The organism is Streptomyces parvulus, from assembly GCF_014648855.1.
GTDB lineage: Bacteria > Actinomycetota > Actinomycetes > Streptomycetales > Streptomycetaceae > Streptomyces > Streptomyces parvulus.
Window position 1 is genome coordinate 214,916 of sequence record NZ_BMRX01000014.1, and the last position, 25,085, is coordinate 240,000.

The window sequence follows — 25,085 nt, forward strand, 5'->3', positions numbered from 1 at the left end:
GTCGGGTGCCGGTGCGTCGTGGCCGGTCGCGCAGTTCCCCGCGCCCCTGGGGGCGATGTAGTCCGCGGCGCCATTAAGGCTCCCTCGCTCAAGCGAGCGCCTTCAAGGCCCCCCAGCCGCAGCAGCGTCCCAAGGCTCCGGAGTGCCGGGTGCGGTTCGTCGGTCGGGTGCCGGTGCGTCGTGGCCGGGCGCGCAGTTCCCCGCGCCCCTGGGGGCGATGTAGTCCGCGGCGCCACCAAGGCCCCCTCGCTCAAGCGGCGCCTTCAAGGCCCCCTCGGCGCAGCAGCGCCCCCAAGGATCCTGCGTTACAGCAACGCCTTCAGGTGTTCCGCCAGGAGGTCCCAGCGCCATTTCTCCTCGACCCAGGCGCGGCCCCGTTCGCCCATGGCACGGCGCAGTTCCGGGTCGGCGAGGAGGGTGACGATGCGGTCGGCGGACTCGGCCGGGTCCTCGCCCCGCACCACCCAGCCCGTCTCCCCGTCGAGCACCGCGTCGGGCGCGCCGCCCGAGTCGCCGGCGACGACGGGGAGGCCGGTCGCGGAGGCCTCCAGGTAGACGATGCCGAGGCCCTCGACGTCGAGGCCGCCCCGGCGGGTGCGGCAGGGCATGGCGAAGACGTCGCCCGCGCCGTAGTGGGCGGGCAGCTCGGACCAGGGCACGGCGCCGGTGAAGTGGACGGAGGCGGCCACGCCGGTGTCGGCGGCGAGGCGGCGCAGGTCCTGCTCGTAGGGACCGCCGCCGACGATCAGCAGGACGGCGTCCGGCTCGGCGGCGAGGATGCGCGGCATCGCCCGGATCAGGGTGTCCTGGCCCTTGCGCGGGACCAGGCGGGAAACGCAGACGACCACGGGGCGGTCGGTGAGCCCGAGGCGGGCGCGGACCTCGTCGCCGCCGCTGCCCGGGTGGAAGGTCTTCTCGTCGACGCCGGGCGGCAGCTGCGTCATGCGCGCGGCGGCACCGGCGGTGAGCGCGCCCGCGATGCGGGAGCGGGTGTACTCGCCGAGGTAGGTGATCGTGTCCGTGGACTCCCCGATCCGGCGCAGCAGCTGCCGGGCGGCGGGCAGCTGGGCCCAGCCCGCCTCGTGGCCGTGGGTGGTCGCGACGAGGCGCTCGGCGCCCGCCCTGCGCAGCGCCGGAGCCATCAGGCCGAGCGGGGCCGCCGCGCCGAACCACACCGAGGTGCAGCCGTGCTCGCGCAGCAGTCCGGTGGCCCGGCGCGTCGCGCCCGGCGTCGGCAGCAGCATCGTCGTACGGTCCCGCACCACGGTGAAGGGCTGCTCGGCGTCGAAGGCGCGGGTGGCCTCGACGCCCTCCCGGCTCCGCTTCCAGGTGGAGGCGTAGACGACCAGCCGCTCGGGATCCAGGCGCAGCGCCATGTTGTGCAGGAAGGCCTGGATGCCGCCCGGGCGGGGCGGGAAGTCGTTCGTCACGATCAAGGTCTTGCGCACGCGCCGACCCTACCGAACGCTCCGTGCGAGCCGGGGTCCGGTCGCCTCCTGTGGCAGACGCACAGGTGTCCGGGTCATCATGGCCGCACCGGCGGGGCAGGAGCGGACGGGCAGGGAGCACGTGGAGACGAGGGACGCGGCGCGGTCACCGAGGTGGCTGCTGACGGCCTGGGGCGCCACGCGGCTGGTGCTGCTGCTGTTCGTGCTGAAGGTGCTGGTCTTCCCCGGTCCCGACGTCACCAGCGACGTGTCGGTGATCTACCGGGAGTGGTGCGGGATCCTGCGCACCGGAACGTTTCCGCTGGAGGATGTGACCTGGCAGTACCCGCCGGCGGCCGCGTTCGCGATCCTCTCCCCCGGGCTGCTGCCCTTCCTGACCTACGCGACGGCCTTCTTCGTCCTGGCCTGTGCCGTGGACCTGGCCGTCCTGGTCCTGCTGCGGCACGCGGGCCGGGGTGCCGGGCGCTCGCCGCGCGGGGCCTGGGTCTGGGTGGCGGGGGTGCCGCTGCTGGGCCCGACGGTGTACGCGCGCTACGACGTGATGGTCACCGCCGTCGCGGTGGCCGCGCTGCTCGCCGCGGGCCGGCATCCGCGGGTGGCGGGGGCCCTGGCGGCGCTCGGGGCGCTGCTGAAGGTGTGGCCGGCGCTGGTGCTGCTGGGGATGCGGGGGCGGGCGCCCTGGACCGCCGCGGCGGTGGCCGGCGCCGGGCTGGCCGTGCTGTTCGCGGTGACGATGCCGGGGGCGTTCGCGTTCCTGACGTTCCAGAGCGAGCGGGGCACCGAGGTGGAGTCGCTGGGGGCGCTGGTGTTCCACGTCGCGCGGCACTTCGGCTGGGAGGGCGAGGTGCTCCTGAACTACGGCTCGGTGGAGTTCCTGGGCCCGTACGTGGGCGCGGTCAGCACGGCCGCGCTGGCACTGAGCGCGCTCGGCTTCGGCTGGCTGCTGCTGTGGCGGCTGACGGCGGCCCGCTTCGCGGCGCACACCGCGGCGGACGCGGCCTTCACGGCGGTGCTGGTCTTCACGGTCACCAGCCGGGTGATCAGCCCGCAGTACATGGTGTGGCTGGTGGGCCTCGCGGCGGTCTGCCGGTGCTTCCGGGCGACCCGGATGCGGGTGCCGGTCGCGCTGGTGCTGGCGGCGACCGCGGTGACGGTGCTGGAGTTCCCGGTGCTCTTCGACGAGGTGGTGGCGAGCACGCCCCTCGGCATCGCGCTCCTGGCCGTCCGCAACGGCCTGCTGGTCGCCGCCGCGCTGATCGCGGCCCGCGCCCTGTGGCGCGCCACCCGGCGCCGCGTCCCCGCGCCCCGGACCGCGCGCCCGGCCCCGGCCCGCCCGGCGGACGCTCCCGCCGCGGCCCCGTGATCCCCGCCCTCCGGCCCGCCCCCTCGCACGTCACGCCCGCGACGGGCGCCGGGGCTCAGCCCAGTTCCTGCCGCAGGTACTGCCGCCACCGGGCCGTGAAGTCGTCCGGGGTCGTCCCGAGGATCTCGTCCATCGCCGCCTCCACCGCGCCCGCGCGCTCGTCGTGGGTGCCGACCGCGCGGTAGAAGTCGTCCAGGCGGTCCTCGCCCCACTGCTCGGCGATCATGCGGCAGGCCAGCCAGCCGCCCTCGTAGGCCCGCGCCAGCTCGTCCGCTCGCGCGGTGAAGCCGAAGTCCTCGTCCGTCGGCAGCGCTTTCGGCAGCCGGCCGTCGGAGACCTCGCCGCCCAGCTCGGGGGCGGCCTCGTCGGGGTCGCGGTCGCTGCCGCGGTAGCCCACCCAGTCGGCGTAGCCCTCGGAGAGCCACAGCGGGGTGGCGGCGGTGGTGTCGGCGCGGGTGGCGACGTGGGTGGTCTCGTGGGTGAGCACGACCTGCTTGCCGAGGTCGCCGAGGAGCCCGTACGCGTCGGGGTTCACGATGATCCGGTCCGCCGGGGCGTGCTCCCGGCCGCCCGTCTCCCCCGTGGTGACCGCGGCGATGCCCCGGTACGAGGAGGCCGGCGAGCCCAGCAGCCCCGCCATGCCCTCCACCGACCGGGGCACGAGCACCACGACCCGGCGGGCCCAGTCGCCGTCCCAGGCCTCGGAGACGGCGGGCACCGCCCGGTCGGCGAGGGCGGCGAAGCCGCGCAGGGCGCCGGTGGACTGGCCGACGCCGAGCACCAGGCTGTGCGTGCCGCGCACCACCCGGACCGCGCCCTGGTCCCAGGGCTGCTGGCCGGACTCCTTCGCGGGCCGGTCCGAGTCGACGGACCACGGGCCGTCCGAGCCGTCCCGGCTCAGCGCGAGGGTGCGGCCCGCGGTGACGGCCCCGCGGTCGTAGCCGTCGAGGCGGTAGCGCAGCTCGACGTCGGCGGTGGCCGTGTCGCCGCTGCGGTCCACGTCGGTCACCCGGTAGGACCAGTCGGCCAGCGGGATCGCGCTCAGGTTGCCGAAGCCGGTCCCGGCACCCGTGCGGGCGTACGCGGCGCGGTCGTGACCGAGGACGGCCGCCGCGCGCCGGTCGAGGAGCTGCTGCACCTGGGCGCGCACCGGATCGGCGGTGGCCGTGCCGCCGCAGGCCACCGGCGCGACCAGCAGCAGGCACAGCGCCACCACCCACGTACCAGGCACCCGCCGTCGACCAGCCACGTTCCCGATCGTACGGGCGCGGGGGCCCGGGGGTCACAGGCCGGCGGTCCGGGCCCCGGCGCCGGGGCGGGTCAGACCCGGGTGATCGAGGAGACCGGCATCATGCCGACCGGGTCGTAGCGCACCGGCGCGCCGGGGTAGGGCGCGTGGATCACCTGGCCGTTGCCGGCGTACATGCCGATGTGGCTGGCGTCGTCGCGGTAGGCCACGAGGTCCCCCGGCCGCGCCTCGGACAGGGAGACCCGGCGTCCGGTGCCGGACTGCGCCTGCGAGGTGCGCGGCAGACCGACCCCGGCCTGCGCGTACGCCCACTGGGTCAGGCCCGAGCAGTCGAAGCCGGTGGGGCCGTTGGCGCCCCACACGTACGGCTTGCCGAGGGCGGAGCGGGCGGCGGCGAACGCGGCGCCCGCGCGGCCGGAGGCGGGCCCGCCGGCGCCGGTGAGGGCGGTCAGGTCCTCGCGGCCGGAGCGGGAGCCGCGCTCGTAGCCGGCGCGCTCGTCGTCGGGCAGGGAGTTGAGCAGTGCGCGGGCCTTGGCCAGCTTGCGTTCCACGGTCTTCTTGTGGGCGGCGACGGCCTTGCGGCTCTTCTCCAGCTCGGCGAGCTTGCCGGCGGCCTCGGCGCGGTCCTGGGCGAGGTCGCGCATGGCCTGCCGCAGTTCCCGCAGCTCGCCCGCCTGGCGGGTGGAGATCCGGTCGAGGACGGACGCCCGGTCCAGGTACTCGTCCGGGTCGGCCGAGAGCAGCAGCGCGAGCGACGGATCGATGCCGCCGGAGCGGTACTGGGCGCCGGCCAGCGAACCGAGCGCGTCGCGCATGGAGTTGATCCGCTCCTGCTGCCGGGCGATCGAGTCCTGCGCGGTGCCGATCTCCTTCCGCAGGGCGTCGGTGCGCGCGTCGGCCTTGTTGTAGGCCTCGGTCGCCTGCTCCGCCTCGGTGTGGAGGCGGTCCACGTCGGCCCGCCGGTCGTCCCGCGGGGCGGCCGGCGCGGCGGTGGCCGGTACGGCGCCCAGGACTGCGGCGGCGACGGAGAGCAGGCCGACGGCGGCGGCGGAGCCGCGGTCGAACCCGGACGGTGCAAGGCGGCGATGGGACCCCACGGGAAGCCGCACTCCTTCCGCTGGCGGACGGGGAAACGCGGCAGACAGTAACCCCGTGACGGGGCACCGGCCAACGACCTCGGGGGGCCGCGCACGGCGGCGCCCCGCCGCTGACGCAGGTCACCGGCGGGGCGCGGGTCCAGGGGCCGAACCGTGATTCGCCCGAACGGGCGGTACGGGAGGGGTGGTTCAGGGGCGGCCCGCGCTCCGGGTCAGACCCGGACGCCGAACATGAACGGGCCGCCGATGGTGCTCATCGACTCGTAGCGCACGACCGTGCCGGTGCGCGGCGCGTGCAGGACCTGGCCGTTGCCGGCGTAGAGGCCGACGTGGTGCAGGTCGTTGAAGAAGAACACCAGGTCGCCGACCTGGAGCTGGCTCATCGAGGAGATCCGGGTGCCCGCGCCGGTCTGCGCCTCGGAGGTGCGCGGGATGCCGACGCCGGCCTGGGCGTAGGCCCAGGAGGTCAGGCCCGAGCAGTCGAAGGAGGACGGGCCGGTGGCGCCGTAGACGTAGGGCGTGCCTATCTTGCTCTGGGCGGCGGCGAAGGCGGCCGCGGCCCGGCCGGAGGCGGGGGTGCCGGTGCCGGAGAGCACCTGGCGCTCGCTGGTGCGGTTGGCGCGCGTCTCCTCGGCGGCGAGCGCGGCCTTCTCCTTCGCGGTGAGCGTGTTGAGCAGCTTCTGCGCGGAGGAGAGCTTGCCCTGGACTTCCTTCTTCTTCTTGCCCAGTTCGGTGCGGGTGGCCGAGAGGTCCTTGAGCTTCTCGGACGCCTCGGAGCGCTGCTGGGCGAGGTCGCGCTGCTTGCCCTGGATCTTCTTCAGCGCCTCGACCTGCTGACCGCTGAGCTGGTCGAGGGTGGAGGCCTTGTCCAGGTAGTTGTCCGGGTCGGCGGAGAGGAAGAGCTGGAGGGAGGGGTCGATGCCGCCGGAGCGGTACTGGGCGCTGGCCATCGAACCGAGGCCGTCGCGCAGCTCGTTGAGCTCCTCCTGGCCGCGGGCGACGTTGTCCTGGATGGTGGAGATCTCCTTCTGGAGCTTCTCCTGCTTCTCCTTGGCGCCGTTGTACTTCTCGGTGGCCTGCTCGGCCTCCTCGTAGAGCTTGTCGACCTTGGCCTTGACCTCGTCCTTGCTCGGCTTCTCGCTCGGGGCGGCGTTGGCGGCCTGGGAGCTGAGAGCGACGGCGGCGGCGGCAGCGGTGGTGAGCACGGTCACGCGCGTGCGGCTCGGCTGCTTGGGACGACGGTGGGACGCCACGGAGACGAGCTCCTTCTTGAGAGGGATCACCCGTTCGAGGGTTCGAGGGCTGACCCTAGTGACCCCATCGTGATCAGTTCAAATCCTCCGCCGAAAAATCCTGGTTACGCACCGCGTTCTTCGTCACAACTCACCTGCTGTGACGTCGGTCTGACACTACGTTGCGTGACAGTTCCGTCAATTCAGGCATAGGTCGCCTACGTTGCGGTTGGTGCGGATGTGAACGAGAGCGGCCGGGCCGGCCCAGGAGGGACTAGGAGAGCCGCTTGAGCAACACTGCGGATGCCACCGGGCGTGCGCCGGCGCGCGCCACCCCGTCGGCCACCTCGCGGTCGGTGGAGACGACGATGACCGGCCGTCCCGGCGGCTCGGCGCGCACCAGTTGGCGGATCAGCTCGTCGGCGGTCACGCCGGGCTTGGAGAACAGCACCCGCACCCCGCGCGGCGGTGCGAGCAGCACCGGCGCGGCCAGTTCGGCCCCGTCGAAGACGCAGGTCATCTCGGCGCCGGTCTGGGCGGCGAGCTGGGAGAGCTGGCCGAGCAGTCTGAGCCGCTGCTTCTCCAGCGGCATCTGCGGATAGCCGGTCTTGGTGACGTTGTAGCCGTCGACGACCAGGTGCGCCTGGGGCAGGGCGAGCAACTGGTCGAGGATGGCGGGGTCGTTGTCGGAGAGGGCGCGCGCGGCGATGTCCTTGGGCGTCATCCGGCCCGGCTCGACGGCGTCCACGGTCTCGGCGGGCCGCACCGACACCGGAGGCAGCGCCAGCTCCCGGCGCAGGCCCTGGGCGGAGTCGAGGAGCGTGTCGAGGAGCAGGCGTACGCGCATGTCCTCGACGCTGCGGCCCTCGCGGGCGGCCTTGCGGGTGGCCTCCAGCGCGGCCTCCGCCTCGCCGAGCCGGGCCTTGAGCCGCCGGGTCTCGCTCTCGGCGGCGGACACCTGGGTCTGGCCCTCGGTGCGGACGGCGTCCATCTCGGCCTGGACCTTGCGCAGCGCCGCCTCGCCCCGCTTGACGTCGCTGAGGGCCGAGCGCAGCTTGCGGTGCAGGGACTCGGTCTCCCGCTTCGCCGACTCCAGCTCGGCGCGCAGCCGCTCGGTCTCCGTCCGGGTGTGTTCCCGGGCCCGGACCAGTTCCTCCTGGAGCCGTTCCAGCTCGGCGCGGCTCTCCTCGTCGGCGCGCTCGGCGTCCGCGCGCTGCGCCTCCTCACCGGCGGCGGCGACCAGCTTCACCCAGCCGTGCGGGCGCAGCACGTAGGCCGCGGCGGCCACGTCGAGCGGGTCGGCGGCGGGGGGCGGGGAGCCGGTGTCCAGGGCGTCGGCCAGCTCGGGCTGGGCGTCGCGGAACTTCTCGCCGATGCGCTGGCGGAACAGGGGGTCGCTCTCCACGGCGGCGGCCATGGCGTTGCCGGCGAACTTGGCCCTGCGGTTGGGGGCGAACCTGGCGTACTGGCGCAGCTGCGCGGGCAGCTCGCCGAGGGTGAGCCCGCCGAAGCCGTCGGACACGATCTGCACGACCCTGCGGCGCACGCCGTCGGGCAGCGGGCGGTCGAGCACCTCGGCGGCGCCGTCGCCCGGCTCCCCGTCGTGTGTCTCCACCATCCGTCATCCCCATGTCTCAGGGCGGCCCCGGCCGGGGACCGCCTCGTGCGGGAGCCGCTCCGTTCAGGAGGCGGCGCCCGGCCTGTCCACGAGTTCCACCTGGTCGACGGCGTTGCACCAGCGGCACCGCACCGACTCGACGGTCTCGCTGAGCACCTCGCGCTCCTCGACCTTGGGCTCCCCGGCCAGGTCCAGGTGGACGTACTCGACGACCTTGGAGGCGCGGGTCACGTCGAAGCGGGTCAGGTTGCCGCAGAGGGTGCAGCGCCACCGTGTCGTGTCGGTCGGCAGGGGAACCGTCATCGTGGCTGTTCGCTCTCTTCCAGTGTGGGTGACGCGCCGGGCGGCCCCCGGTGCGTGTGGCTCGTAACCCTACGGCCTGGCGGGTACCCGACGCCCGCGTGTCCACGGCGGCGAGGCGGTATGGGCGGTTGCGGCCGGTTGCGTCATGCTCTGTATCCATGATCGGTGACTGGAGCAGGTCGGCCCTCGGCAAGGTCAGGGCGCTCGGCGCGGCCCGCTCCCCGCGGGGCCGTTCGGCGCCGGTGACGTACACGCTGATCACCCTGTGCTGCGTACTGTTCCTGCTCAGCCCGGCCGCGGGCCTGAATCCGGCGTACGGCACCGGGGAGGAGCTGCTGGCCGCGCAGCGCGCGTACTTCCGGCGCTGGGGCGTGATCCCCGCAGAACTGTTCGAGGGCTCCCCCGGCTCCGCGCTCACCCCCGCCACGGCGCTGTTCGTCCACGGCAGCTGGGTGCACCTGCTGGGCAACATGCTCTTCCTGTACGTCTTCGGCGCGATGACCGAGGAGCGCATGGGCCGTCTCCAGTTCGCCCTGTTCTACCTCGGCTGCGGCTACCTGGCACTGCTCGGCTACGCGGGTGCGAACGCCCACTCCCAGCAGTCCCTGGTCGGCGCCTCCGGGGCGATCTCCGCGATCCTCGGCGCCTTCCTCTTCCTCTTCCCGCGCGCCCGGGTGACGAGCCTGCTGCCCTTCCTCCTCTTCCTGCCGCTGCGGTTCCCGGCCTGGCTGGTGCTGCCGTTCTGGGCGGGCCTGCAGTGGATGGCGGCCGGGCGGGCGGGCGACGGCCCCGGGGTGGCGTACCTCGCCCACCTGGTGGGCTTCGGCCTCGGCTTCGCCTTCGCGTGGGTGCGGTTCGGGCGTACGACTAGAGTGAAGAGCGTTCCAGTGGCGGCCCCCGAGGGAGAGAACCAGCCGTGATCAGCGCGATCGTCCTCATCAAGACCAGCGTGGACCGGATTCCCGAGATCGCGGAGCGGATCGCCGCGCTGGAGAGCGTCAGCGAGGTCTTCTCGGTCACCGGCACCTACGACCTGATCGCCATGGTCCGGGTGAGCCGGCACGAGGACCTGGCCGAGGTCATCCCGGGCCGGATCAGCAAGATCCCGGGCGTGGAGGGCACCGACACCCACGTCGCGTTCCGGACGTACTCGCAGCACGACCTGGAGGCGGCGTTCGCCATCGGCCTCGACAGCTGAGGCGCCCCGGATGAGGAGTTCTTCATGCGGGACTCATCCGGACCACCGGGTACCGCGCACAGCCTGGGACGCATGGTCTTCTCCCGCCGGATCGCGGCCCTGGCAGCCGTCGTCCTGATCCCCCTCGGCATCGCCGCCACCAGTTTCGCCCTCACCGACAGCCCCAAGGAGCCCAGGGTCCCGGCGAAGGTGGAGCTGGAGAGCGGCTCCCCCGGTCCCACCCCGGCCTCCTCCTCGCCCCAGCCCACGCCCAGCGACCAGGTGGTGACCCGGCCGCCGGTGACCGACGGCCCTTCGGATGACGACGATGACGACGACCGGGGCAGGGACGGCGGCGACGACGGGGCCGGGGACGACGGAGCCGACGGCTGACCGTGAGCGCCGACGGATCTCGGCCCGCGTCCGCATCCTGCTGTGGCTGCTGCTCGTGATGGCGGTCGCGCTCGCCTCGGTGGCGGCGACCACGCGTTCCATCCTGCTGCGCGACACCGACCAGCGCATCAACGGGCTGCTCGCGCAGGAGGCCGGGGAGTTCGCCAACTTCGAGGAGCAGGGGTTCGACCCGGAGACCGGCCGCCCCTTCACCGATCCCGGCCGGCTGCTGCGGGTCTTCCTGGAGCGGCAGTACGCCGACCTGGACGAGGAACTCGTCGGTCTGGTGGGCGAGGTGGGCGGCAGGCCCACCCAGATCATCCAGCAGCGCGAGATCCCCGTCGCCCGCCCCCTGCACGAGGACGCCGACGCCCGGCGCCGCATCCACGCCTCGCCCGACTCCACCGGCACCCTGGAGCGGCCCGAGGGCGAGATCCGCTGGGCCAAGGTCACCGTGGCCCGCTACGGCGGCGAACCGGCGGCGGCCTTCGTGGTCGCCTTCCACCCGGGGCGCGAACAGGCCCGCGCGGACGCGGTGTTCCGGGTGCTGCTCGCCATCTCCGGCGTCGCCCTGCTGATGACGACCGGCATCGCCTGGGTGGTCGCCGGCCGCATCCTCAAACCGGTGCGCCTGGTGCGCACCACGGCCGCGCAGCTCACCGAGCAGGACCTGACCCGGCGCATCCCGGTGCACGGCCACGACGACGTGGCGGCCCTGGCCGAGACCTTCAACGCCATGCTGGACCGGCTGGAGCGCGCCTTCGCCACGCAGCGCCGGTTCGTCGACGACGCCGGGCACGAACTGCGCACCCCGATCACCATCGTGCGCGGCCACCTGGAGCTGATGGGCGACGAGCCCGCCGAGCGCGAGGAGACCGTCCGCCTCGTCACCGACGAACTGGACCGGATGAGCCGCATCGTCGAGGACCTGCTGCTGCTCGCCAAGGCCGAACGCCCCGACTTCGTCACCCCGGAGCCGGTGCAGCTGGCCGAACTCACCGCCGACGTCTACGTCAAGGCCCGCACCCTCGGCGACCGCGACTGGGTGCTGGCCGAGGTCGCCGACCGCGAGGCCCGGCTGGACCCCCAGCGGATCACGCAGGCCATGGTGCAGCTCGCGCAGAACGCGGTGCAGCACACCACCGCCGGCCAGACCATCCGCATCGGTTCCCGCGCCGACGGCGCCCGCGTCGAGCTGTACGTCGCCGACTCCGGCCCCGGGGTGCAGGCGCAGGACGCCGAGGTGATCTTCGAGCGGTTCCGGCGCGGCACGGCCCGGCGCGGGGTGCGCGGCAGCGGCGCCGGGCTCGGCCTGTCCATCGTCCGGGCGATCGCCGAGGGCCACGGCGGCCGGGCCGACCTGCGCGCCACCGAGGGCGGCGGCGCCACCTTCGTACTGACGCTGGAATGACTCCGGAAGAGGCACGCCCATGAACCGCATCCTCATCGTCGAGGACGAGGAGCGCATCGCCTCCTTCGTCGAGAAGGGCCTGCGCGCCAACGGCTTCACCACCACCGCCGTGGGCGACGGCGACGCCGCCTACGAGTACGCCCTCACCGGCGGCTTCGACCTGGTCGTGCTGGACATCGGCCTGCCCGGCCGGGACGGCTTCACCGTCCTGCGCGAGCTGCGCGAGGCCCGGGTGACGACCCCGGTGATCGTGCTCACCGCCCGCGACTCCGTGCGGGACACGGTGGCCGGTCTGGAGGGCGGCGCCGACGACTGGATGACCAAACCCTTCCGCTTCGAGGAACTGCTCGCCCGGGTGCGGCTGCGGCTGCGCACGGCGGCCCGCGCGCCGGAGGTGACGGTGCTGAAGTCGGGGGCGCTCAGCCTCGATCTGCGCACCCGCCGGGCCCGCTCCCAGGGGCGCACGGTCGACCTGACGGCCCGTGAGTTCGTGCTCCTGGAGCTGTTCCTGCGCCATCCGGGGCAGGTGCTCTCCCGCGAGCAGATCCTGTCGCACGTGTGGGGCTACGACTTCGACCCGGGCTCCAACATCGTGGACGTCTACGTGCGGGCGCTGCGCAAGAAGCTCGGGGCGCAGCAGGTGGAGACGGTGCGCGGGATGGGGTACCGGCTGCCGGCCTGGTGAAGTCTCCTTCATGTGCGGCTCATCGACGGCTCACCGCCCCGGTGGAGTCTCGATGACGTGACGTTGAACCTCCGCCTCGCGGCGGCCCTGTGCGTGGCGCTGTCCCTGTGCGCGCTGCTGGCGGTCCCCGCCAACTTCCCCGCCCTGGGCGGCGACGCGCGGCTGACCCTGGCCGTGTTCGCGCTGGCGACGTGTGCCTGGATCGGCACGCCGATCGACGACACGTACATCGCGCTGGGCGCGGGCCTCGCACTGACCGCGACCGGAGTGATCAGCAGCGACACCCTCTTCGGCACCCTCGGGGACGCCACGGTGTGGCTGCTGATCTGCGCCTTCGTGCTGGCGGCCGCGGTGGCGCGGACCGGGCTCGCCGGGCGGGCGGCGGCGTTCCTGGTCGGCGGGGCGCGCACCGTACGGCAGTTGACGCACCTGACGACGGCCGCGCTGGTCGTGACCGCGTTCGCGGTGCCGGCCACGTCGGGCCGGGCGGCGCTCGCGCTGCCGGTGTTCCTGGCGCTCGCCAAGGCCCTCGCGGACCGGAAGCGGCTGGTGGTGATGCTGGCGCTGCTGTTCCCGACGGTGATCCTGCTCTCGGCGGTGGCCACGCTGATCGGCGCGGGCGCGCACCTGATCACCGTGTCGGTGCTGTGGGAGGCGACCGGGGAGCGGATCGGCTTCACCCAGTGGCTGCTGCTGGGCCTGCCCCTGGCCGTGGCCTCCTCCCATCTGGCCGCCGAGACCGTGCTGCTGACCACCACGCGCCGCGCCGACCGCGCGGGCCCGGTGCACATCACCGCCGAGGAGTTGCAGCGGCACAGCGACAGCCCGGTCACCGGCCCCTGGACGCAGGCGGAGAAGCGCTGCGTCCTGCTGCTGGCCACGGTGGTGGCGCTGTGGTGCAGCGAGCCCCTGCACCACGTGCCGCCCGCGGTGGTGGCGCTGATCGGGGCGGTCGTCGCCTCCTCGCCCGCGCTGGGCACCGTCCGGCTCAAGGACGCGCTGCGGACGGTGCCCTGGTCGCTGCTGCTGTTCATGGCGGCCACCATGGCGATGGGCGTGGCGCTCGCGGACTCCGGGGCGGCGAAGTGGCTGGTGTCGGGGCTGCCCGCGCACGTGGCGCCGGCCGTCTTCCTCGGCGTCGTGGTCGCGGTGAGCACGGCGGCCCACCTGGTCCTCCAGTCCCGCTCGGCCCGCTCGTCCGTGCTCGTCCCGCTGGTGATCGCGGCGGCCGTGGGAGCGGGGGTCAACCCGGTCGCCGCGGCGCTCGCGTCCACCGCCGCGGCCGGCTTCTGCCACACGCTGCCGGCCTCCGCCAAGCCGGTCACGCTCTTCTCCGACATCCCCGGCACCCCCACCTACACCCCGCGCGACCTGCTGCGGCTGTCCGCCGTCCTGGCCCCGCTGACCGCCCTGCTCGTGCTGTTCTTCGCCGCCGCCGTCTGGCCGCTGCTCGGCGTGCCCGTCACCCGATGAAGGAGTCCGCCATGTCCGCCACGTTCGCCCTGTCCTCAGCGCCCTCACCCCCCTCCCTGCTGGGCCGTGTCGCCGTCGCCCCCAGCGGCTTCAAGGAGTCCCTGTCCGCGCAGGCCGCCGCCGACGCCATCGCGGCCGGTGTCCGCCGGGTGCTGCCGGCCGCCGAGATCGACCGGATCCCGCTGGTCGACGGCGGTGAGGGCACGGCCGTGGCGCTGGCCGCCGCGACCGGCGGGCGGCTGGTCGCGCTGGCCGCCACCGGACCGGTCGGCGAGCCGGTGGGCACCCACTTCGCGCTGCTCGGCGGCCGGGACACGGCGGTGGTGGAGATGGCGGCCGTCGCGGGTCTGTCCCTCGTCCCCCGCGCCCTGCGCGACCCCGGGACGACGACCACGTACGGCGTCGGCGAGCTGATCGGCGCCGCGCTCGACACCGGGGTGCGGCGGATCCTGGTCGGCTGCGGCGACTCGGGTACGTCGGACGGGGGCGCGGGGGCGCTCCAGGCGCTCGGGGCGCGGCTGCTGGACGCGGACGGGTTCGAACTGCCGCCCGGCGGGCGCGAGCTGGTTCGGCTGGCCCGCGTCGACCCGTCCGGCCTGGACCCGCGGCTGAGCGACACCGAACTGCTCGTCGCCTGCAACCCCTACAACGTGCTGTGCGGCGACCGGGGCGTGGCCCGGGTGTTCGGCCCGCAGAAGGGGGCGACGCCCGCGCAGGTGGAGCAGTTGTCGGCCGGTCTGGAGAACTGGGCGCGCGTCCTCACCCGCGACCTCGGTGTCGTCGGCGCCGACCTGCGGGGCGGCCCGGGCACCGGTGCCTCGGGCGGGCTGGGCGCCGGGCTGGCCTCGGTCGGCGCCCGCCTGCTGCCCCGCTTCGACGTGCTGCTGGACCACCTGGACCTGGACGCCCGGCTCGCCCGCGCCGACCTGGTGCTGACCGCCGAGGGCGCCCTCGACCACCAGACGCCGCGCGGCAAGGTCCCGGCGGAAGTGGCCCGGCGCGCCAAGCTCCACGGCCGTCCGGTGCTCGCCCTGGCCGGCACGCTCGGCGAGGGCGCGCACGAGGTGCCGGGGGTGGACGCCTGCCACGGCATCATGCCGGCGCCGATGGCACTCGCGGACGCGCTGCTGCGGGCCGCGGAGCTGCTGACGGACGCCACGGAGCGGGCGCTGCGGATGGTCCTGCTGGGGTCGCGGCTGCCGGGCCGGCCGGTTCAGGCGGCGGTGGCGCCGGAGGTGTCGGGCACGCAGCGGCCGTCCTCGGTGCGGTAGCTCCAGCGGGCGCCGTTGCCGACCAGCTCCTTGACAGCGTGCACGAACCGCTCGACGTGCTCGTCCGGGGTGCCGGCGCCGAAGCTCACGCGGATGGCGTTGAGGGACTTCTCCCCCGGCGCCGCCTCCGGGGCGCCGCACTCGCCCTGCGTCCCGGGCTCGCCGCCGAGCAGGGTGCGCACCAGCGGGTGGGCGCAGAACAGGCCGTCGCGCACCCCGATGCCGTACTCGGCGGAGAGCGCGGCGGCGAAGTGGGAGCTGTTCCAGCCGTCGACGACGAAGGAGAGCACGCCCACGCGGGGCGCGTCGTCGCCGAAGAGGGAGAGGATCCGCACCTCGGGGACCGCGGCGAGCCCTTCGCGCACCGTGCGGATCAGGTGCTCCTCGCGGGCGACCAGCTCGTCGAAGCCCGCCTCGGTGAGGGCCTTGCAGGCGGAGGCGATCGAGTAGGCGCCGATGACGTTGGGCGACCCGGCCTCGTGGCGGGCGGCGCTCTCGTGCCAGCGCACGTCCACTCCGCCGTCGGCGCGCCGGGTGACGCTGCGGCTGGCGCCGCCGCCGGCCAGGTACGGCTCGGCCTCGCGCAGCCAGTCGGCGCGGCCGGCCAGCACGCCGGAGCCGAACGGGGCGTACAGCTTGTGCCCGGAGAAGGCGACCCAGTCGACGTCGAGGTCGCGGACGCTCACCGGGTGGTGCGGGGCGAGCTGGGCGGCGTCCAGCACGATCCGGGCGCCGTGCGCGTGGGCGGCGGCGGCCAGTTCGCGCACCGGCCACAGCTCGCCGGTGACGTTGGAGGCGCCGGTGACGCAGACCAGGGCGGGCCCGTACGGCTCGCGGGCGGCGAGGGCGCGCTCCAAGGTCTCGACGGCCTCGGCGTGGGTGCGGGGCGCGTCCAGGTAGGTCACGTCGGCGTCGCGCCAGGGCAGCAGCGAGGCGTGGTGCTCGGTCTCGAAGACGAAGACCCGGCAGCCGGCGGGCAGCGCGCCGGCGAGCAGGTTGAGGGAGTCGGTGGTGGACCGGGTGAACACGACCTGGTCGTCCTCGCGGCAGCCGAGGAAGGCGGCGACGGTGTCGCGGGCGTTCTCGAACAGGTCGGTGGACAGCTGCGACAGGTACCCGGCGCCGCGGTGCACGCTGCCGTAGTACGGGGCGTAGGCCGCCACGTCGTCCCAGACCCGCTGGAGTGCGGGGGCGCTGGCGGCGTAGTCGAGCGCGGCGTAGGTGACCTCGCCGCCGGTGACGAGCGGGACGGTGACGTCGCGGCCCAGAACGGGCAGCGGGGTGGCGACAGCGGTGGGTACGGACATGGCGGACTCCCGTGAGGACCGGCGCGGAGAAGGGCGCCGCGAAAGAAGAGAAGGGTGTGCGGAGGCGGGGCTCTGCGGCCCTATCGCATTCGGTGGTTCACGGGAGACTCCCTCGGACGACCCAGGACCCCTGGTTCCGCGAGGGGTCCGCGCTTGCCGTGAACCTTGCTGTCCACGACCTGGTCTTCACCCGGGGCACCCCGCCACGGACGGAGGGTTGCCGGACAGTCGGCCGGGGCCTCATGACTGTCACTCATGACCTGTCGAAAAACTTATGGGAAGTGATCGGCGCCCCGCAACCCGAGTCCGGATCGCGGGACGCACGTCACACCCGTCTAGGCGTTGCTGGCCGCCACCCAGCGGTCCAGGGTGCGCCGGGCGGCGCCCGAGTCGATCGCCTCGGCCGCCCGGTCCATGCCGGCCCGGATGCGCTCCGCCAGCGGGCCCTCGCCGCCCTCCAGGGCGACCAGGGCGGCCGCCGAGTTCAGCAGCACCGCGTCCCGGACGGGGCCGGGCTCGCCGTTCAGCAGGCGCCGGGCCACGTCGGCGTTGTAGGAGGCGTCGGCGCCGCGCAGGGCTTCCACCGGCACCAGTTCGAGGCCGACGTCCCGCGGGTCGAAGGTCTCCTCGGTCACCCGGCCGTCGCGCACGACCCAGACCCGGGAGGTGGCGGTCGTGGTCAGCTCGTCGAGGCCGTCGTCGCCCCGGAACACCAGGGACGAGTGACCGCGCTCGGCGAAGACGCCGGCGATGATCGGGGCCATCCGGGCGTGGGCGACGCCGATCGCCTGCGCCTTGACCTTCGCGGGGTTGGTCAGCGGACCGAGGAAGTTGAACACCGTGCGGATGCCGAGCTGGCCACGGGCCGAGGCCACGTGGCGCAGCGCCGGGTGGAACTTCACGGCGAAGCAGAAGGTGATGCCGGCCTCGTCGGCGACCTCCGCCACCCGCTGCGGCGACAGCTCCAGGTTGACGCCGAGCTTCTCCAGTACGTCGGAGGCGCCGGAGGCGGAGGAGGCGGCGCGGTTGCCGTGCTTGACGACCTTCGCGCCGGTGCCGGCCACCACGATCGCCGACATGGTGGAGATGTTGACGGTCTTGGCGCCGTCGCCCCCGGTGCCGACGATGTCGACGGTCTCGCCCGGCACCTCGATGACGTTGGCGTGCGCGTACATGGTGCGGACCAGGCCGGAGATCTCCTCGACGGTCTCGCCCTTGAACCTCAGGCCTACCGCGAGCCCGGCGATCTGCGCGTCGGTCGCCTCGCCGCGCATGATCACGTCCAGCGCCCAGGCGGTGTCGTCCTGGGACAGGTCGTGGCCGTCCAGCAGCCGGTTCAGCAGGGCCGGCCAGGAGCGGCCGCCCGCGGTGTCGCCTCCAGCGGGGGTCACAGCGCTCATGGCCGCTCCTGATGGTCGTGAGTAGTGGAGAAGAGGTGTGGTCCCACCCTATCCAGCCCCGGGCACGGCGAAGGGCCCCGTCCGCGGAACGGACGGGGCCCTTCGACCGTGGTGTGGCGACGCGGGAGGGTCAGTGGTGGCCGTGGCCGCTCGTGATCTCCTTGTACTCCTCGACGGTCGGCTTCGGAATCTGCGACTCCTCGCCGTAGTACGACTCGCTCAGCTTGGCGCGGAGCTTCTCGCCGCGCGACACCTTGCGCTCGACGCCGTTCTCGTCGACCGTCGGGCCGATCTCGGCCGGCCGGTACTGGTCGTGCGCGGTGAGGGTGTGCAGCTGCTCCTGGCTGAGGGGCTCGTGCACCTCGATGAACTCACCGTGCGGCAGGCGCTTGATGATGCCCGACTCGCGGCCGTGCAGCACCTTCTCCTTGTCCCGGCGCTGGAGGCCCAGGCAGATCCGCTTGGTGGCGATGAACGCGAGGACCGGTCCGACGAAGAACGCGATGCGGACGAACCAGGTGATCGCGTTGATCGACAGGTGGAAGTGCGTGGCCCACAGGTCGTTGCCGCCACCGATCAGCAGCACGAAGTACACCGTCATCCAGGCGACGCCGAAGGCGGTGCGCGTCGGGGCGTTGCGCGGGCGGTCCAGGATGTGGTGCTCGCGCTTGTCCCCGGTGACCCAGGACTCGATGAACGGGTACACCGCGATCGCGACCAGCACCAGCGGGAAGATCAGCAGCGGGATGAACACGCCCAGGGCGAGTGTGTGACCCCAGAAGTTGATCTCCCAGCCCGGCATCACGCGGATCAGGCCCTCGGAGAAGCCCATGTACCAGTCGGGCTGTGCGCCGGTGGAGACCTGGTCCGGCCGGTAGGGGCCGATGGCCCAGATCGGGTTGATCGTGGCGATGGCCGAGACGGCGGCGATCACACCGAAGACCAGGAAGAAGAAGCCTCCGGCCTTCGCCATGTACACCGGCAGCAGCGGCATGCCGACGACGTTCTTGTTGGTCTTGCCGGGTCCCGCGAACTGCGTGTGCTTGTGGTAGAAGACCAGGATCAGGTGGCCGACCACCAGGCCGAGCATGATGCCCGGCAGCAGCAGGATGTGGATCGAGTAGAACCGGGCCACGAAGTCGTGTCCGGGGAACTCCCCGCCGAACAGGAAGAACGAGATGTACGTGCCGACGATCGGCACGGACAGGATCGCGCCCTCCATGAAGCGGATACCGGTGCCGGAGAGCAGGTCGTCCGGGAGCGAGTAACCGGTGAAGCCGGTGAACATGCCGAGGACGAGCAGCAGGAAGCCGAACAGCCAGTTGATCTCACGCGGCTTGCGGAACGCGCCGGTGAAGAAGACGCGCATCATGTGCACGAACATGCCGGCCAGGAAGATCAGCGCCGCCCAGTGGTGGATCTGCCGGATGAGCAGACCGCCGCGGACGTCGAAGCTGATGTCCAGCGTGGAGGCGTACGCCTCACTCATCAGCTGGCCCTGGAGGGGCACGTACGAGCCGTGGTACGTGACCTCGTTCATCGACGGGTGGAAGAACAGCGTCAGGTACACACCCGTGAGGATGATGATGATGAAGCTGTAGAGGCAGATCTCACCCAGCATGAACGACCAGTGGTCGGGGAAGATCTTGCGCATGTTGGCCTTGGCCAGGGAGTAGATCCCCAGCCGGCCGTCGGCCCAGTCGGCGACGCGCTCGCCGGCCGGTGCCTTCCCGCGAGAGCGGGGTGCTTCGTTGGCTGTAGTGCTCATCCGCGCTCCCAGAAGGAAGGACCGACGGGCTCGTCGAAGTCGCCGAGCGCTTCGAGGTACCCCTCGTCGTTCACGCCGATGCGCAGCTGCGGCAGGGCGTGACCCGCGGGACCGAAGATCACCCGGGCACCGTCGGCAAGGTCGAAGGTGGACTGGTGGCAGGGGCAGAGCGCGTGGTGCGTCTGCTGCTCGTACAGGGAGATCGGGCAACCGACGTGGGTGCAGATCTTCGAGTACGCCACGATGCCCTCGTGCGACCACTCGAGCTCGCGCTTGTCCTTGATGGCGTCCGGCTCCAACCGGATGATCATCAGGGCCGCCTTGGCGATCTCGTTCATGAACCCCTCGTCGTGCTCCTCCAGGCCCTCGGGCTTGGCGAAGGTGAGGGAGCCCACCGCGACGTCGGCCGGACGCAGCGGCTCGTTGGTGTTCATGTTGACGAGGAGCTTGCCCTTGGACCACATGGTGTGGCGCAGGCTGGTGCCGGGCAGCGGGCCGAGGTCGCGCAGCAGGACGACACCGGAGAGCGGCACCAGGGTGAGCGCGCCCAGCATCGTGTTGCGGATCAGCTTGCGGCGCCCGATCACGGACTCCTTGGCGCCCTGCTTGAAGTCCGCGTGGACCTTGGCACGGGTCTCGGCGTCGGCCTCGATCGCGTGCCGCTCGTCGGCGACCTCCTCGTCGGACATCAGGGTGCGGGCCCAGTGGACCGCGCCCGCGCCGATCGCGAACAGCGCGACGCCGAGCGTCATGCCGAGCGCGAAGTTCAGCGCGCTGATGTGACCGAGCGGCCAGATGTAGACCGACTTGTCGACCGGGATCGCCACGAACGAGGCGATGAAGCCGACGGTGGCCAGCATCGACACCGTGAACAGCAGGGCGACCGTGCGCTCGGACCGCTTGGCGGCCCGCTCGTCGAGGTCCTGGATCCGGTGCTCGTGGGGCGGCAGGCCGGGGTCGGCGAACGGGTTCTCCTCGTCCGCGACCTTCACCGAACCGTGCGCGTGGTCCTGCGCGGCGGGCAGGTTCTCTTCTGGAATGTCTTGGCTACTCATGACTTCTTGGCCTTTGCGGTCCGAGCGGCGACCCAGACGGCGACCGCGATCAGCGCGCCCAGTCCGAAGACCCACGCGAACAGACCCTCACTGACCGGACCCAGTCCACCGAGGCTGAGGCCGCCGGGCTCGACGGTGTCGTCCCCGTTGACCGCGTCCAGGTAGGCGATGATGTCCTTCTTGTTCTGCTCCGACAGCGTGGTGTCGGGGAAGGAGGGCATGTTCTGCGGGCCGGTCTGCATGGCCTCGTAGATGTGCTTGGGGTCGACACCCTCGAGGGTCGGCGCGTACTTGCCGTGCGTCAGGGCGCCGCCCTTGCCGGTGAAGTTGTGGCACTGCGCGCAGTTGGTGCGGAACAGCTCGCCACCCTTGGCGATGTCCGCGCCCTCCGGGCCGTACTTCTCCTCCGAGGGGACGGCGGGGCCGGCACCCAGCGAGGCGATGTAGGCCGCGAGCTGGTCGATCTCCGCCTGGGAGTAGATGACCTTCTTCTTCGGGACCTGCGCGCCGGGCTGCTGGGCCGGCATGCGGCCGGTGCCCACCTGGAAGTCGACGGCGGCGGCGCCCACGCCCACCAGGCTCGGGCCGTCGGTGGTGCCCTGACCTCCGGTGCCGTGGCAACTGGCACAGCCGACGGCGTAGAGCTTCTTGCCCTCGTCGATGGCGAGGGACTGGGCGGTTTCATCGGCCTGCGCCTTGCTCGCGGGTGCGAACGCGGCGTACAGCCCCCCTGTGCATGCCAGCGCGAGGAGTAGGACGACGAGCGCCGCCAGCGGATGGCGTCGTCGTGCGGAGAGCTTTTTCACGGATTACCCCGGTGTCAGGATCTTCTGCGTCGATGCTTCTGGTATTGCGCGGGTGCGTGCCGCGACTACTTGATCATGTAGATCGTGGCGAAGAGGCCGATCCAGACGACATCGACGAAGTGCCAGTAATAGGACACGACGATGGCCGCGGTCGCCTGCTCGTGGGTGAACCTCCGGGCCGCGTAGGTGCGGCCGAGGACCAGCAGGAAGGCGATGAGGCCGCCCGTCACGTGCAGTCCGTGGAAGCCGGTGGTCAGGTAGAACGCCGAGCCGTACGGGTCGGACGAGAGCGAGAGGCCCTCGTGCTTGACCAGCTCGGTGTACTCGAACACCTGACCGCCGATGAAGATCGCACCCATCACGAAGGTGACGATGAACCACATCCGGAGCTTCTTCACGTCACCGCGCTCGGCCGCGAACACGCCGAGCTGGCAGGTGAGGGAGGAGAGCACCAGGATCGTGGTGTTCGTCGCGGAGAACGGGAAGTTCAGCGCGTCGGCCTTCTCGGACCAGAAGTCCGGGCCGGTCACCGATCGCAGGGTGAAGTACATCGCGAAGAGGGCCGCGAAGAACATCAGCTCGGAACTCAACCAGATGATGGTCCCGACGCTGGTGAGGTTCGGCCGGTTGACCGACGGGTGCGCGTGCCCGGTTTCTACTGTCGTTGCTGTCGCCACGACCGACATTATGTCGGTCGCTTATCCCGCCCTCACCCCGGGGGGTGCCGTTCGGAGTGTTCCCCCCGTCTGTACTGCCCGTATGGCCCATCGAACGGCCCGTCGAAGGCGTGTCCGAACCGGTGTTGACGAGGTGTTCAAGGGAGTAGCATCCGGCCCAACGGGCTAGACAGTCTTCACCGCGTATCGGAGGAAGCATGCAGGCGACCGCGACGGTGCTGGTCTACAGCGACGACTCCAACACCCGCGAACAGGTGCGGCTCGCGACCGGCCGCCGGCCGGCCCCGGACGTGCCCGTCGTCGAGTTCGTGGAGTGCGCCACTCCGGCCGCCGTGCTGAAGGAGCTGGACAAGGGCGGGATCGACGTCTGCGTGCTGGACGGCGAGGCCGTGCCCATGGGCGGCATGGGGATGTGCCGCCAGATCAAGGACGAGATCTTCATGTGTCCTCCGGTGCTGCTGCTGATCGCACGCCCGCAGGACGCCTGGCTGGCCACGTGGAGCCGCGCGGAGGCCGCTGTGACGCTGCCGGTGGAGCCGGTGGAGTTCGCGGGCGCGCTGGCCGCGCTGCTGCGCCAGAAGAGGCTCCAGAGCGCCTGAGGGGGTGGGGGCGGGGGTTGTGGCGGGTGCGGCGCCGTAGTGGCTTGTCGCGCCCACGCGGCGGAGCCGCATGTCGACACAGCCCCGCGCCCCTGGGTGGGTCAAACCACTGTCGGGCGTAGGCGCGCCGTCTCCTGGTTGTTCGAGGCGTTGCCCGTGCCGCCCGTGAGGGCGCTGCCCGTGCGCCACTTGTTCCAGTCCAGGTTCCAGTCGCCGAAGCCGTTGCCGAAGGGCTCCATCGTCTCGCCGCCGGAGTTGACGACCTCCACGAGGTCGCCCTCCTGGACCTCGTTGAAGAACCACTCCGCGTTGGCGGTGCTCATCCCGACGCAGCCGTGGCTGACGTTGGCCGAGCCCTGGGACCCCACGGACCAGGGGGCGGCGTGCACGTACTCGCCGCTCCAGGTGACGCGGGTGGCGAAGTAGACCGGCAGGTCGTACGACTCCGAGGAGCCCTCGGCGATGCCCACGGTGGTGCTGCGCATGCGTACGAAGGGTTCCTTGCCGAGGACGACCTTGACGCCGTTGCGGGTGTCGAAGCCGGGCTTGCCCGTGGTGACCGGGATCTGCTTGACCTCTTCCCCGTCCTTGTAGAGCGTCAGGGTGTGCGCGGCGGAGTCGGTGACGGCCAGCACCCGGTCGTCGGTGGTGATCTTCAGGGGCTTGGTGGCGCCGCCCCACATCCGGTCGCCGATCTTGATGCCGTCCAGGGTGCTGCGGACCTGGATCGTGGCGTGCGCGGGCCAGTACTCCTTGGGCCGGTAGTGGAGCTTCTTGTCGTCCACCCAGTGCCAGGCGCCCTCCACCGCGGGGGTGGACCGCACCTTCAGCGCCCGCTCCACTATGGCCCGCTGCGCCTTGTCCCGGACCGGCTGGCTCAGCTCCGCGGTGATGGGCTGGCCGACGCCGTACGCGCCCGCCTTGGGCCCGAAGGCGACGCCCAGGGTCTTCTTGGCGCCGGGCTTGCCGGTGTCGAAGGTGAGCACCTTGCGGCCGGGCGCCCCGTCCTCGTCCTCCGTGCTGACCCGCACCGTGTAGCTGGCGTTGGCCGCCAGCGGCGAGGTGCTGTGCCAGCGGGCGCCGTCCGCGGACAGCTCACCGGCGACGTAGCGGCCGGACGCGTCCACGGCCGTGACGTCCGTGATGCGCCCGTCGGCGCCCTCGGCCACGACCTCCAGGGGTTTGTCCGGGTCGGCCTTCTTCCCGGCGTCCGTGGGGCCGTTGAAGGAGATCTGGCCGGCCGCGTCGTAGGGCGAGGCGGACAGCGGGTTGTCGTCGTCGCCGGTGCAGGCGGTGACGGACGCGCCGAGGGCCATCACCAGCAGGGTGCAGCCGACGACCGTACGCCCCCGCGCCTGGAAGTGAACCGTGTCGCTCATGACCTCACGCTAGGGAGCCCCGTCAAGGACGGCACGGTGGGTAATCCGGAAGAGTGACGGGCGGTACGGCAGACGAAGGGGCCCGGGCACTCCTGACGGAGTGTCCGGGCCCCTTGGCGTTCGGCGCGTGCTACTGGGTGCGGTTCTCACCGCGGTAGTACTCGAAGACCCAGCCGAACAGGCCGACCAGGATCACCGGTGCCGAGAAGTACATGATCCACCAGCCGACGGCCACGCCCAGGAAGGCGAGCGCACCGCCGAGACCGAGCGCGAGCGGCTGCCAGCTGTGCGGGCTGAAGAACCCGACCTCGCCGGCGTCGTCCGCGACGTCCGCCTCCTTGTTGTCCTGCGCACCGACGTCGACCCGCTTGGCCGTGAAGGCCAGGTAGAAGCCGATCATGATGGACAGGCCGAAGGCCAGGAAGAGGGCCGTGGTGCCGGCCGGCTCCTTGGACCAGTAGCCGTAGACGACCGCCACGACGAGGATGAAGACGCTCAACCAGATGAACATCTTGCCCTGGATCTTCACTTGCCGGCCTCCTTGCCGCCGGCCAGGGTCTTCTCCCCGTGACCGACGTTCTCCAGCTGGTCGATCGCCGAGATCTCGGGGTGGTGCAGGTCGAACGCCGGGGATTCGCTGCGGATGCGCGGCAGGGTGAGGAAGTTGTGCCGCGGCGGCGGGCAGGAGGTCGCCCACTCCAGCGAGCGTCCGTAGCCCCACGGGTCGTCGACCTCGACCGGCTTGCCGTACTTCGCCGTCTTCCAGATGTTGTAGAAGAACGGCAGGATCGACGCGCCGAGCAGGAACGAGCTGATCGTCGAGATCGTGTTCAGGGCGGTGAACCCGTCGGCCGCCAGGTAGTCGGCGTACCGGCGCGGCATGCCCTCGGCGCCCAGCCAGTGCTGGACCAGGAACGTGCCGTGGAAGCCCACGAACAGCGTCCAGAACGTGATCTTGCCGAGGCGCTCGTCCAGCAGCTTGCCGGTGAACTTCGGCCACCAGAAGTGGAAGCCCGCGAACATCGCGAACACCACCGTGCCGAACACCACGTAGTGGAAGTGCGCCACCACGAAGTACGAGTCCGAGACGTGGAAGTCCAGCGGCGGCGAGGCCAGGATGACACCGGTCAGACCACCGAAGAGGAAGGTGATCAGGAAGCCGGTGGACCACAGCATCGGTGTCTCGAAGGACAGCGAACCCTTCCACATGGTGCCGATCCAGTTGAAGAACTTCACACCGGTCGGGACCGCGATCAGGAAGGTCATGAAGGAGAAGAACGGCAGCAGCACGCCGCCGGTGACGTACATGTGGTGCGCCCACACCGTCACCGAGAGACCCGCGATCGCGATGGTCGCCGCGATCAGACCCGTGTA

At 72.2% G+C, this 25,085-nt stretch carries 24 protein-coding genes and 1 riboswitch; of the genes, 9 read left to right on the forward strand and 15 right to left on the reverse strand.

From position 1 onward, the window contains the following. Nucleotides 1–305: 305 nt before the first annotated feature. Complete coding sequence (locus IE108_RS27160) at nt 306–1,448, reverse strand: glycosyltransferase family 4 protein (RefSeq protein ID WP_064727471.1); 1,143 nt, start codon at nt 1,446–1,448, stop codon at nt 306–308. A 121-nt stretch (nt 1,449–1,569) separates the two neighbouring features. Here IE108_RS27160 and IE108_RS27165 point away from each other — a divergent pair, with 121 nt between their 5' ends. Further along, complete coding sequence (locus tag IE108_RS27165; RefSeq protein ID WP_064731712.1) at nt 1,570–2,811, forward strand: glycosyltransferase 87 family protein; 1,242 nt, start codon at nt 1,570–1,572, stop codon at nt 2,809–2,811. A 55-nt stretch (nt 2,812–2,866) separates the two neighbouring features. Here IE108_RS27165 and IE108_RS27170 read toward each other — a convergent pair whose 3' ends face one another. From IE108_RS27170 to IE108_RS27190, 5 genes are all read right to left on the reverse strand, one after another. Beyond that, the gene (locus IE108_RS27170) at nt 2,867–4,060 is read right to left on the reverse strand and encodes a hypothetical protein (protein ID WP_079163489.1); all 1,194 of its coding nucleotides are present in this window, start codon (nt 4,058–4,060) and stop codon (nt 2,867–2,869) included. Nucleotides 4,061–4,131: 71 nt separating this feature from the next. After that, entirely contained in the window at nt 4,132–5,157 is a 1,026-nt protein-coding gene (locus IE108_RS27175; protein WP_064727473.1) for a C40 family peptidase, read from the reverse strand. A gap of 212 nt (nt 5,158–5,369) precedes the next feature. Further along, nucleotides 5,370–6,410 carry a C40 family peptidase gene (locus tag IE108_RS27180; protein WP_064731713.1) on the reverse strand — a complete coding sequence of 347 codons (1,041 nt, stop codon included), beginning with the start codon at nt 6,408–6,410 and terminating at the stop codon, nt 5,370–5,372. A 253-nt stretch (nt 6,411–6,663) separates the two neighbouring features. Further along, nucleotides 6,664–8,007: an NYN domain-containing protein gene (locus IE108_RS27185; protein ID WP_064727474.1), complete on the reverse strand. Its 1,344-nt coding sequence runs from the start codon at nt 8,005–8,007 to the stop codon at nt 6,664–6,666. A gap of 63 nt (nt 8,008–8,070) precedes the next feature. Beyond that, complete coding sequence (locus tag IE108_RS27190) at nt 8,071–8,310, reverse strand: hypothetical protein (protein ID WP_064727475.1); 240 nt, start codon at nt 8,308–8,310, stop codon at nt 8,071–8,073. A gap of 158 nt (nt 8,311–8,468) precedes the next feature. On the opposite strand from IE108_RS27190, the gene IE108_RS27195 reads away from it, so the two are divergent. The 7 genes from IE108_RS27195 (at nt 8,469) to IE108_RS27225 (ending at nt 14,720) form a co-directional block, all read left to right on the forward strand. Continuing rightward, nucleotides 8,469–9,230, forward strand: coding sequence for a rhomboid family intramembrane serine protease (locus IE108_RS27195; RefSeq protein WP_064727476.1), 762 nt, complete (start codon nt 8,469–8,471; stop codon nt 9,228–9,230). Continuing rightward, entirely contained in the window at nt 9,227–9,508 is a 282-nt protein-coding gene (locus IE108_RS27200; RefSeq protein ID WP_064727477.1) for an Lrp/AsnC family transcriptional regulator, read from the forward strand. The genes IE108_RS27195 and IE108_RS27200 overlap by 4 nt, the downstream gene beginning before the upstream one ends. A gap of 72 nt (nt 9,509–9,580) precedes the next feature. Next, nucleotides 9,581–9,880, forward strand: coding sequence for a hypothetical protein (locus IE108_RS27205; RefSeq protein ID WP_064727478.1), 300 nt, complete (start codon nt 9,581–9,583; stop codon nt 9,878–9,880). Then, a complete protein-coding gene (locus IE108_RS27210; RefSeq protein WP_372462950.1) occupies nt 9,816–11,291 on the forward strand; it encodes a sensor histidine kinase in 1,476 nt (491 codons plus the stop codon). The genes IE108_RS27205 and IE108_RS27210 overlap by 65 nt, the downstream gene beginning before the upstream one ends. Before the next feature lie 19 nt (nt 11,292–11,310). Further along, entirely contained in the window at nt 11,311–11,976 is a 666-nt protein-coding gene (locus IE108_RS27215; RefSeq protein WP_064727479.1) for a response regulator transcription factor, read from the forward strand. A gap of 57 nt (nt 11,977–12,033) precedes the next feature. Further along, a complete protein-coding gene (locus tag IE108_RS27220; RefSeq protein WP_064727480.1) occupies nt 12,034–13,449 on the forward strand; it encodes an SLC13 family permease in 1,416 nt (471 codons plus the stop codon). Between the two features lie 56 nt (nt 13,450–13,505). After that, nucleotides 13,506–14,720 (forward strand): glycerate kinase, encoded by a 1,215-nt coding sequence (locus IE108_RS27225; protein WP_064731715.1) that lies wholly within the window; start codon nt 13,506–13,508, stop codon nt 14,718–14,720. On the opposite strand, the gene IE108_RS27230 is transcribed toward IE108_RS27225, so the two are convergent. The 6 genes from IE108_RS27230 to ctaE form a co-directional block, all read right to left on the reverse strand. Beyond that, complete coding sequence (locus IE108_RS27230; protein WP_064727481.1) at nt 14,663–16,027, reverse strand: aminotransferase class V-fold PLP-dependent enzyme; 1,365 nt, start codon at nt 16,025–16,027, stop codon at nt 14,663–14,665. The genes IE108_RS27225 and IE108_RS27230 overlap by 58 nt on opposite strands. A 144-nt stretch (nt 16,028–16,171) precedes the next feature. Continuing rightward, nucleotides 16,172–16,288, reverse strand: a riboswitch (SAM riboswitch). A gap of 74 nt (nt 16,289–16,362) precedes the next feature. Beyond that, nucleotides 16,363–17,427, reverse strand: coding sequence for an anthranilate phosphoribosyltransferase (gene trpD, locus IE108_RS27235; protein WP_064727482.1), 1,065 nt, complete (start codon nt 17,425–17,427; stop codon nt 16,363–16,365). Nucleotides 17,428–17,557: 130 nt separating this feature from the next. Beyond that, on the reverse strand, nt 17,558–19,195 hold the full coding sequence (gene qcrB / locus IE108_RS27240) for a cytochrome bc1 complex cytochrome b subunit (protein WP_064727483.1): 1,638 nt from the start codon (nt 19,193–19,195) through the stop codon (nt 17,558–17,560). Then, nucleotides 19,192–20,250, reverse strand: coding sequence for a cytochrome bc1 complex Rieske iron-sulfur subunit (gene qcrA, locus IE108_RS27245; RefSeq protein ID WP_064727484.1), 1,059 nt, complete (start codon nt 20,248–20,250; stop codon nt 19,192–19,194). The genes qcrB and qcrA overlap by 4 nt, the downstream gene beginning before the upstream one ends. Next, nucleotides 20,247–21,056, reverse strand: coding sequence for a cytochrome bc1 complex diheme cytochrome c subunit (gene qcrC, locus IE108_RS27250; RefSeq protein WP_064727485.1), 810 nt, complete (start codon nt 21,054–21,056; stop codon nt 20,247–20,249). Before qcrC ends, qcrA begins: the two co-directional genes overlap by 4 nt. Nucleotides 21,057–21,121: 65 nt before the next feature. Next, nucleotides 21,122–21,742: an aa3-type cytochrome oxidase subunit III gene (gene ctaE / locus IE108_RS27255; protein WP_064727486.1), complete on the reverse strand. Its 621-nt coding sequence runs from the start codon at nt 21,740–21,742 to the stop codon at nt 21,122–21,124. Between the two features lie 188 nt (nt 21,743–21,930). On the opposite strand from ctaE, the gene IE108_RS27260 reads away from it, so the two are divergent. After that, nucleotides 21,931–22,332, forward strand: coding sequence for a response regulator (locus tag IE108_RS27260; protein ID WP_064727487.1), 402 nt, complete (start codon nt 21,931–21,933; stop codon nt 22,330–22,332). A gap of 101 nt (nt 22,333–22,433) precedes the next feature. On the opposite strand, the gene IE108_RS27265 is transcribed toward IE108_RS27260, so the two are convergent. The 3 genes from IE108_RS27265 to IE108_RS27275 all read right to left on the reverse strand — a co-directional run. Continuing rightward, the gene (locus IE108_RS27265; protein ID WP_064727488.1) at nt 22,434–23,711 is read right to left on the reverse strand and encodes a L,D-transpeptidase; all 1,278 of its coding nucleotides are present in this window, start codon (nt 23,709–23,711) and stop codon (nt 22,434–22,436) included. A 130-nt stretch (nt 23,712–23,841) separates the two neighbouring features. After that, nucleotides 23,842–24,240 (reverse strand): cytochrome c oxidase subunit 4, encoded by a 399-nt coding sequence (locus tag IE108_RS27270; protein WP_064727489.1) that lies wholly within the window; start codon nt 24,238–24,240, stop codon nt 23,842–23,844. Continuing rightward, on the reverse strand, nt 24,237–25,085 hold an 849-nt coding region (locus IE108_RS27275; RefSeq protein WP_189397776.1), incomplete at its 5' end, for a cytochrome c oxidase subunit I. The genes IE108_RS27270 and IE108_RS27275, both read right to left, overlap by 4 nt.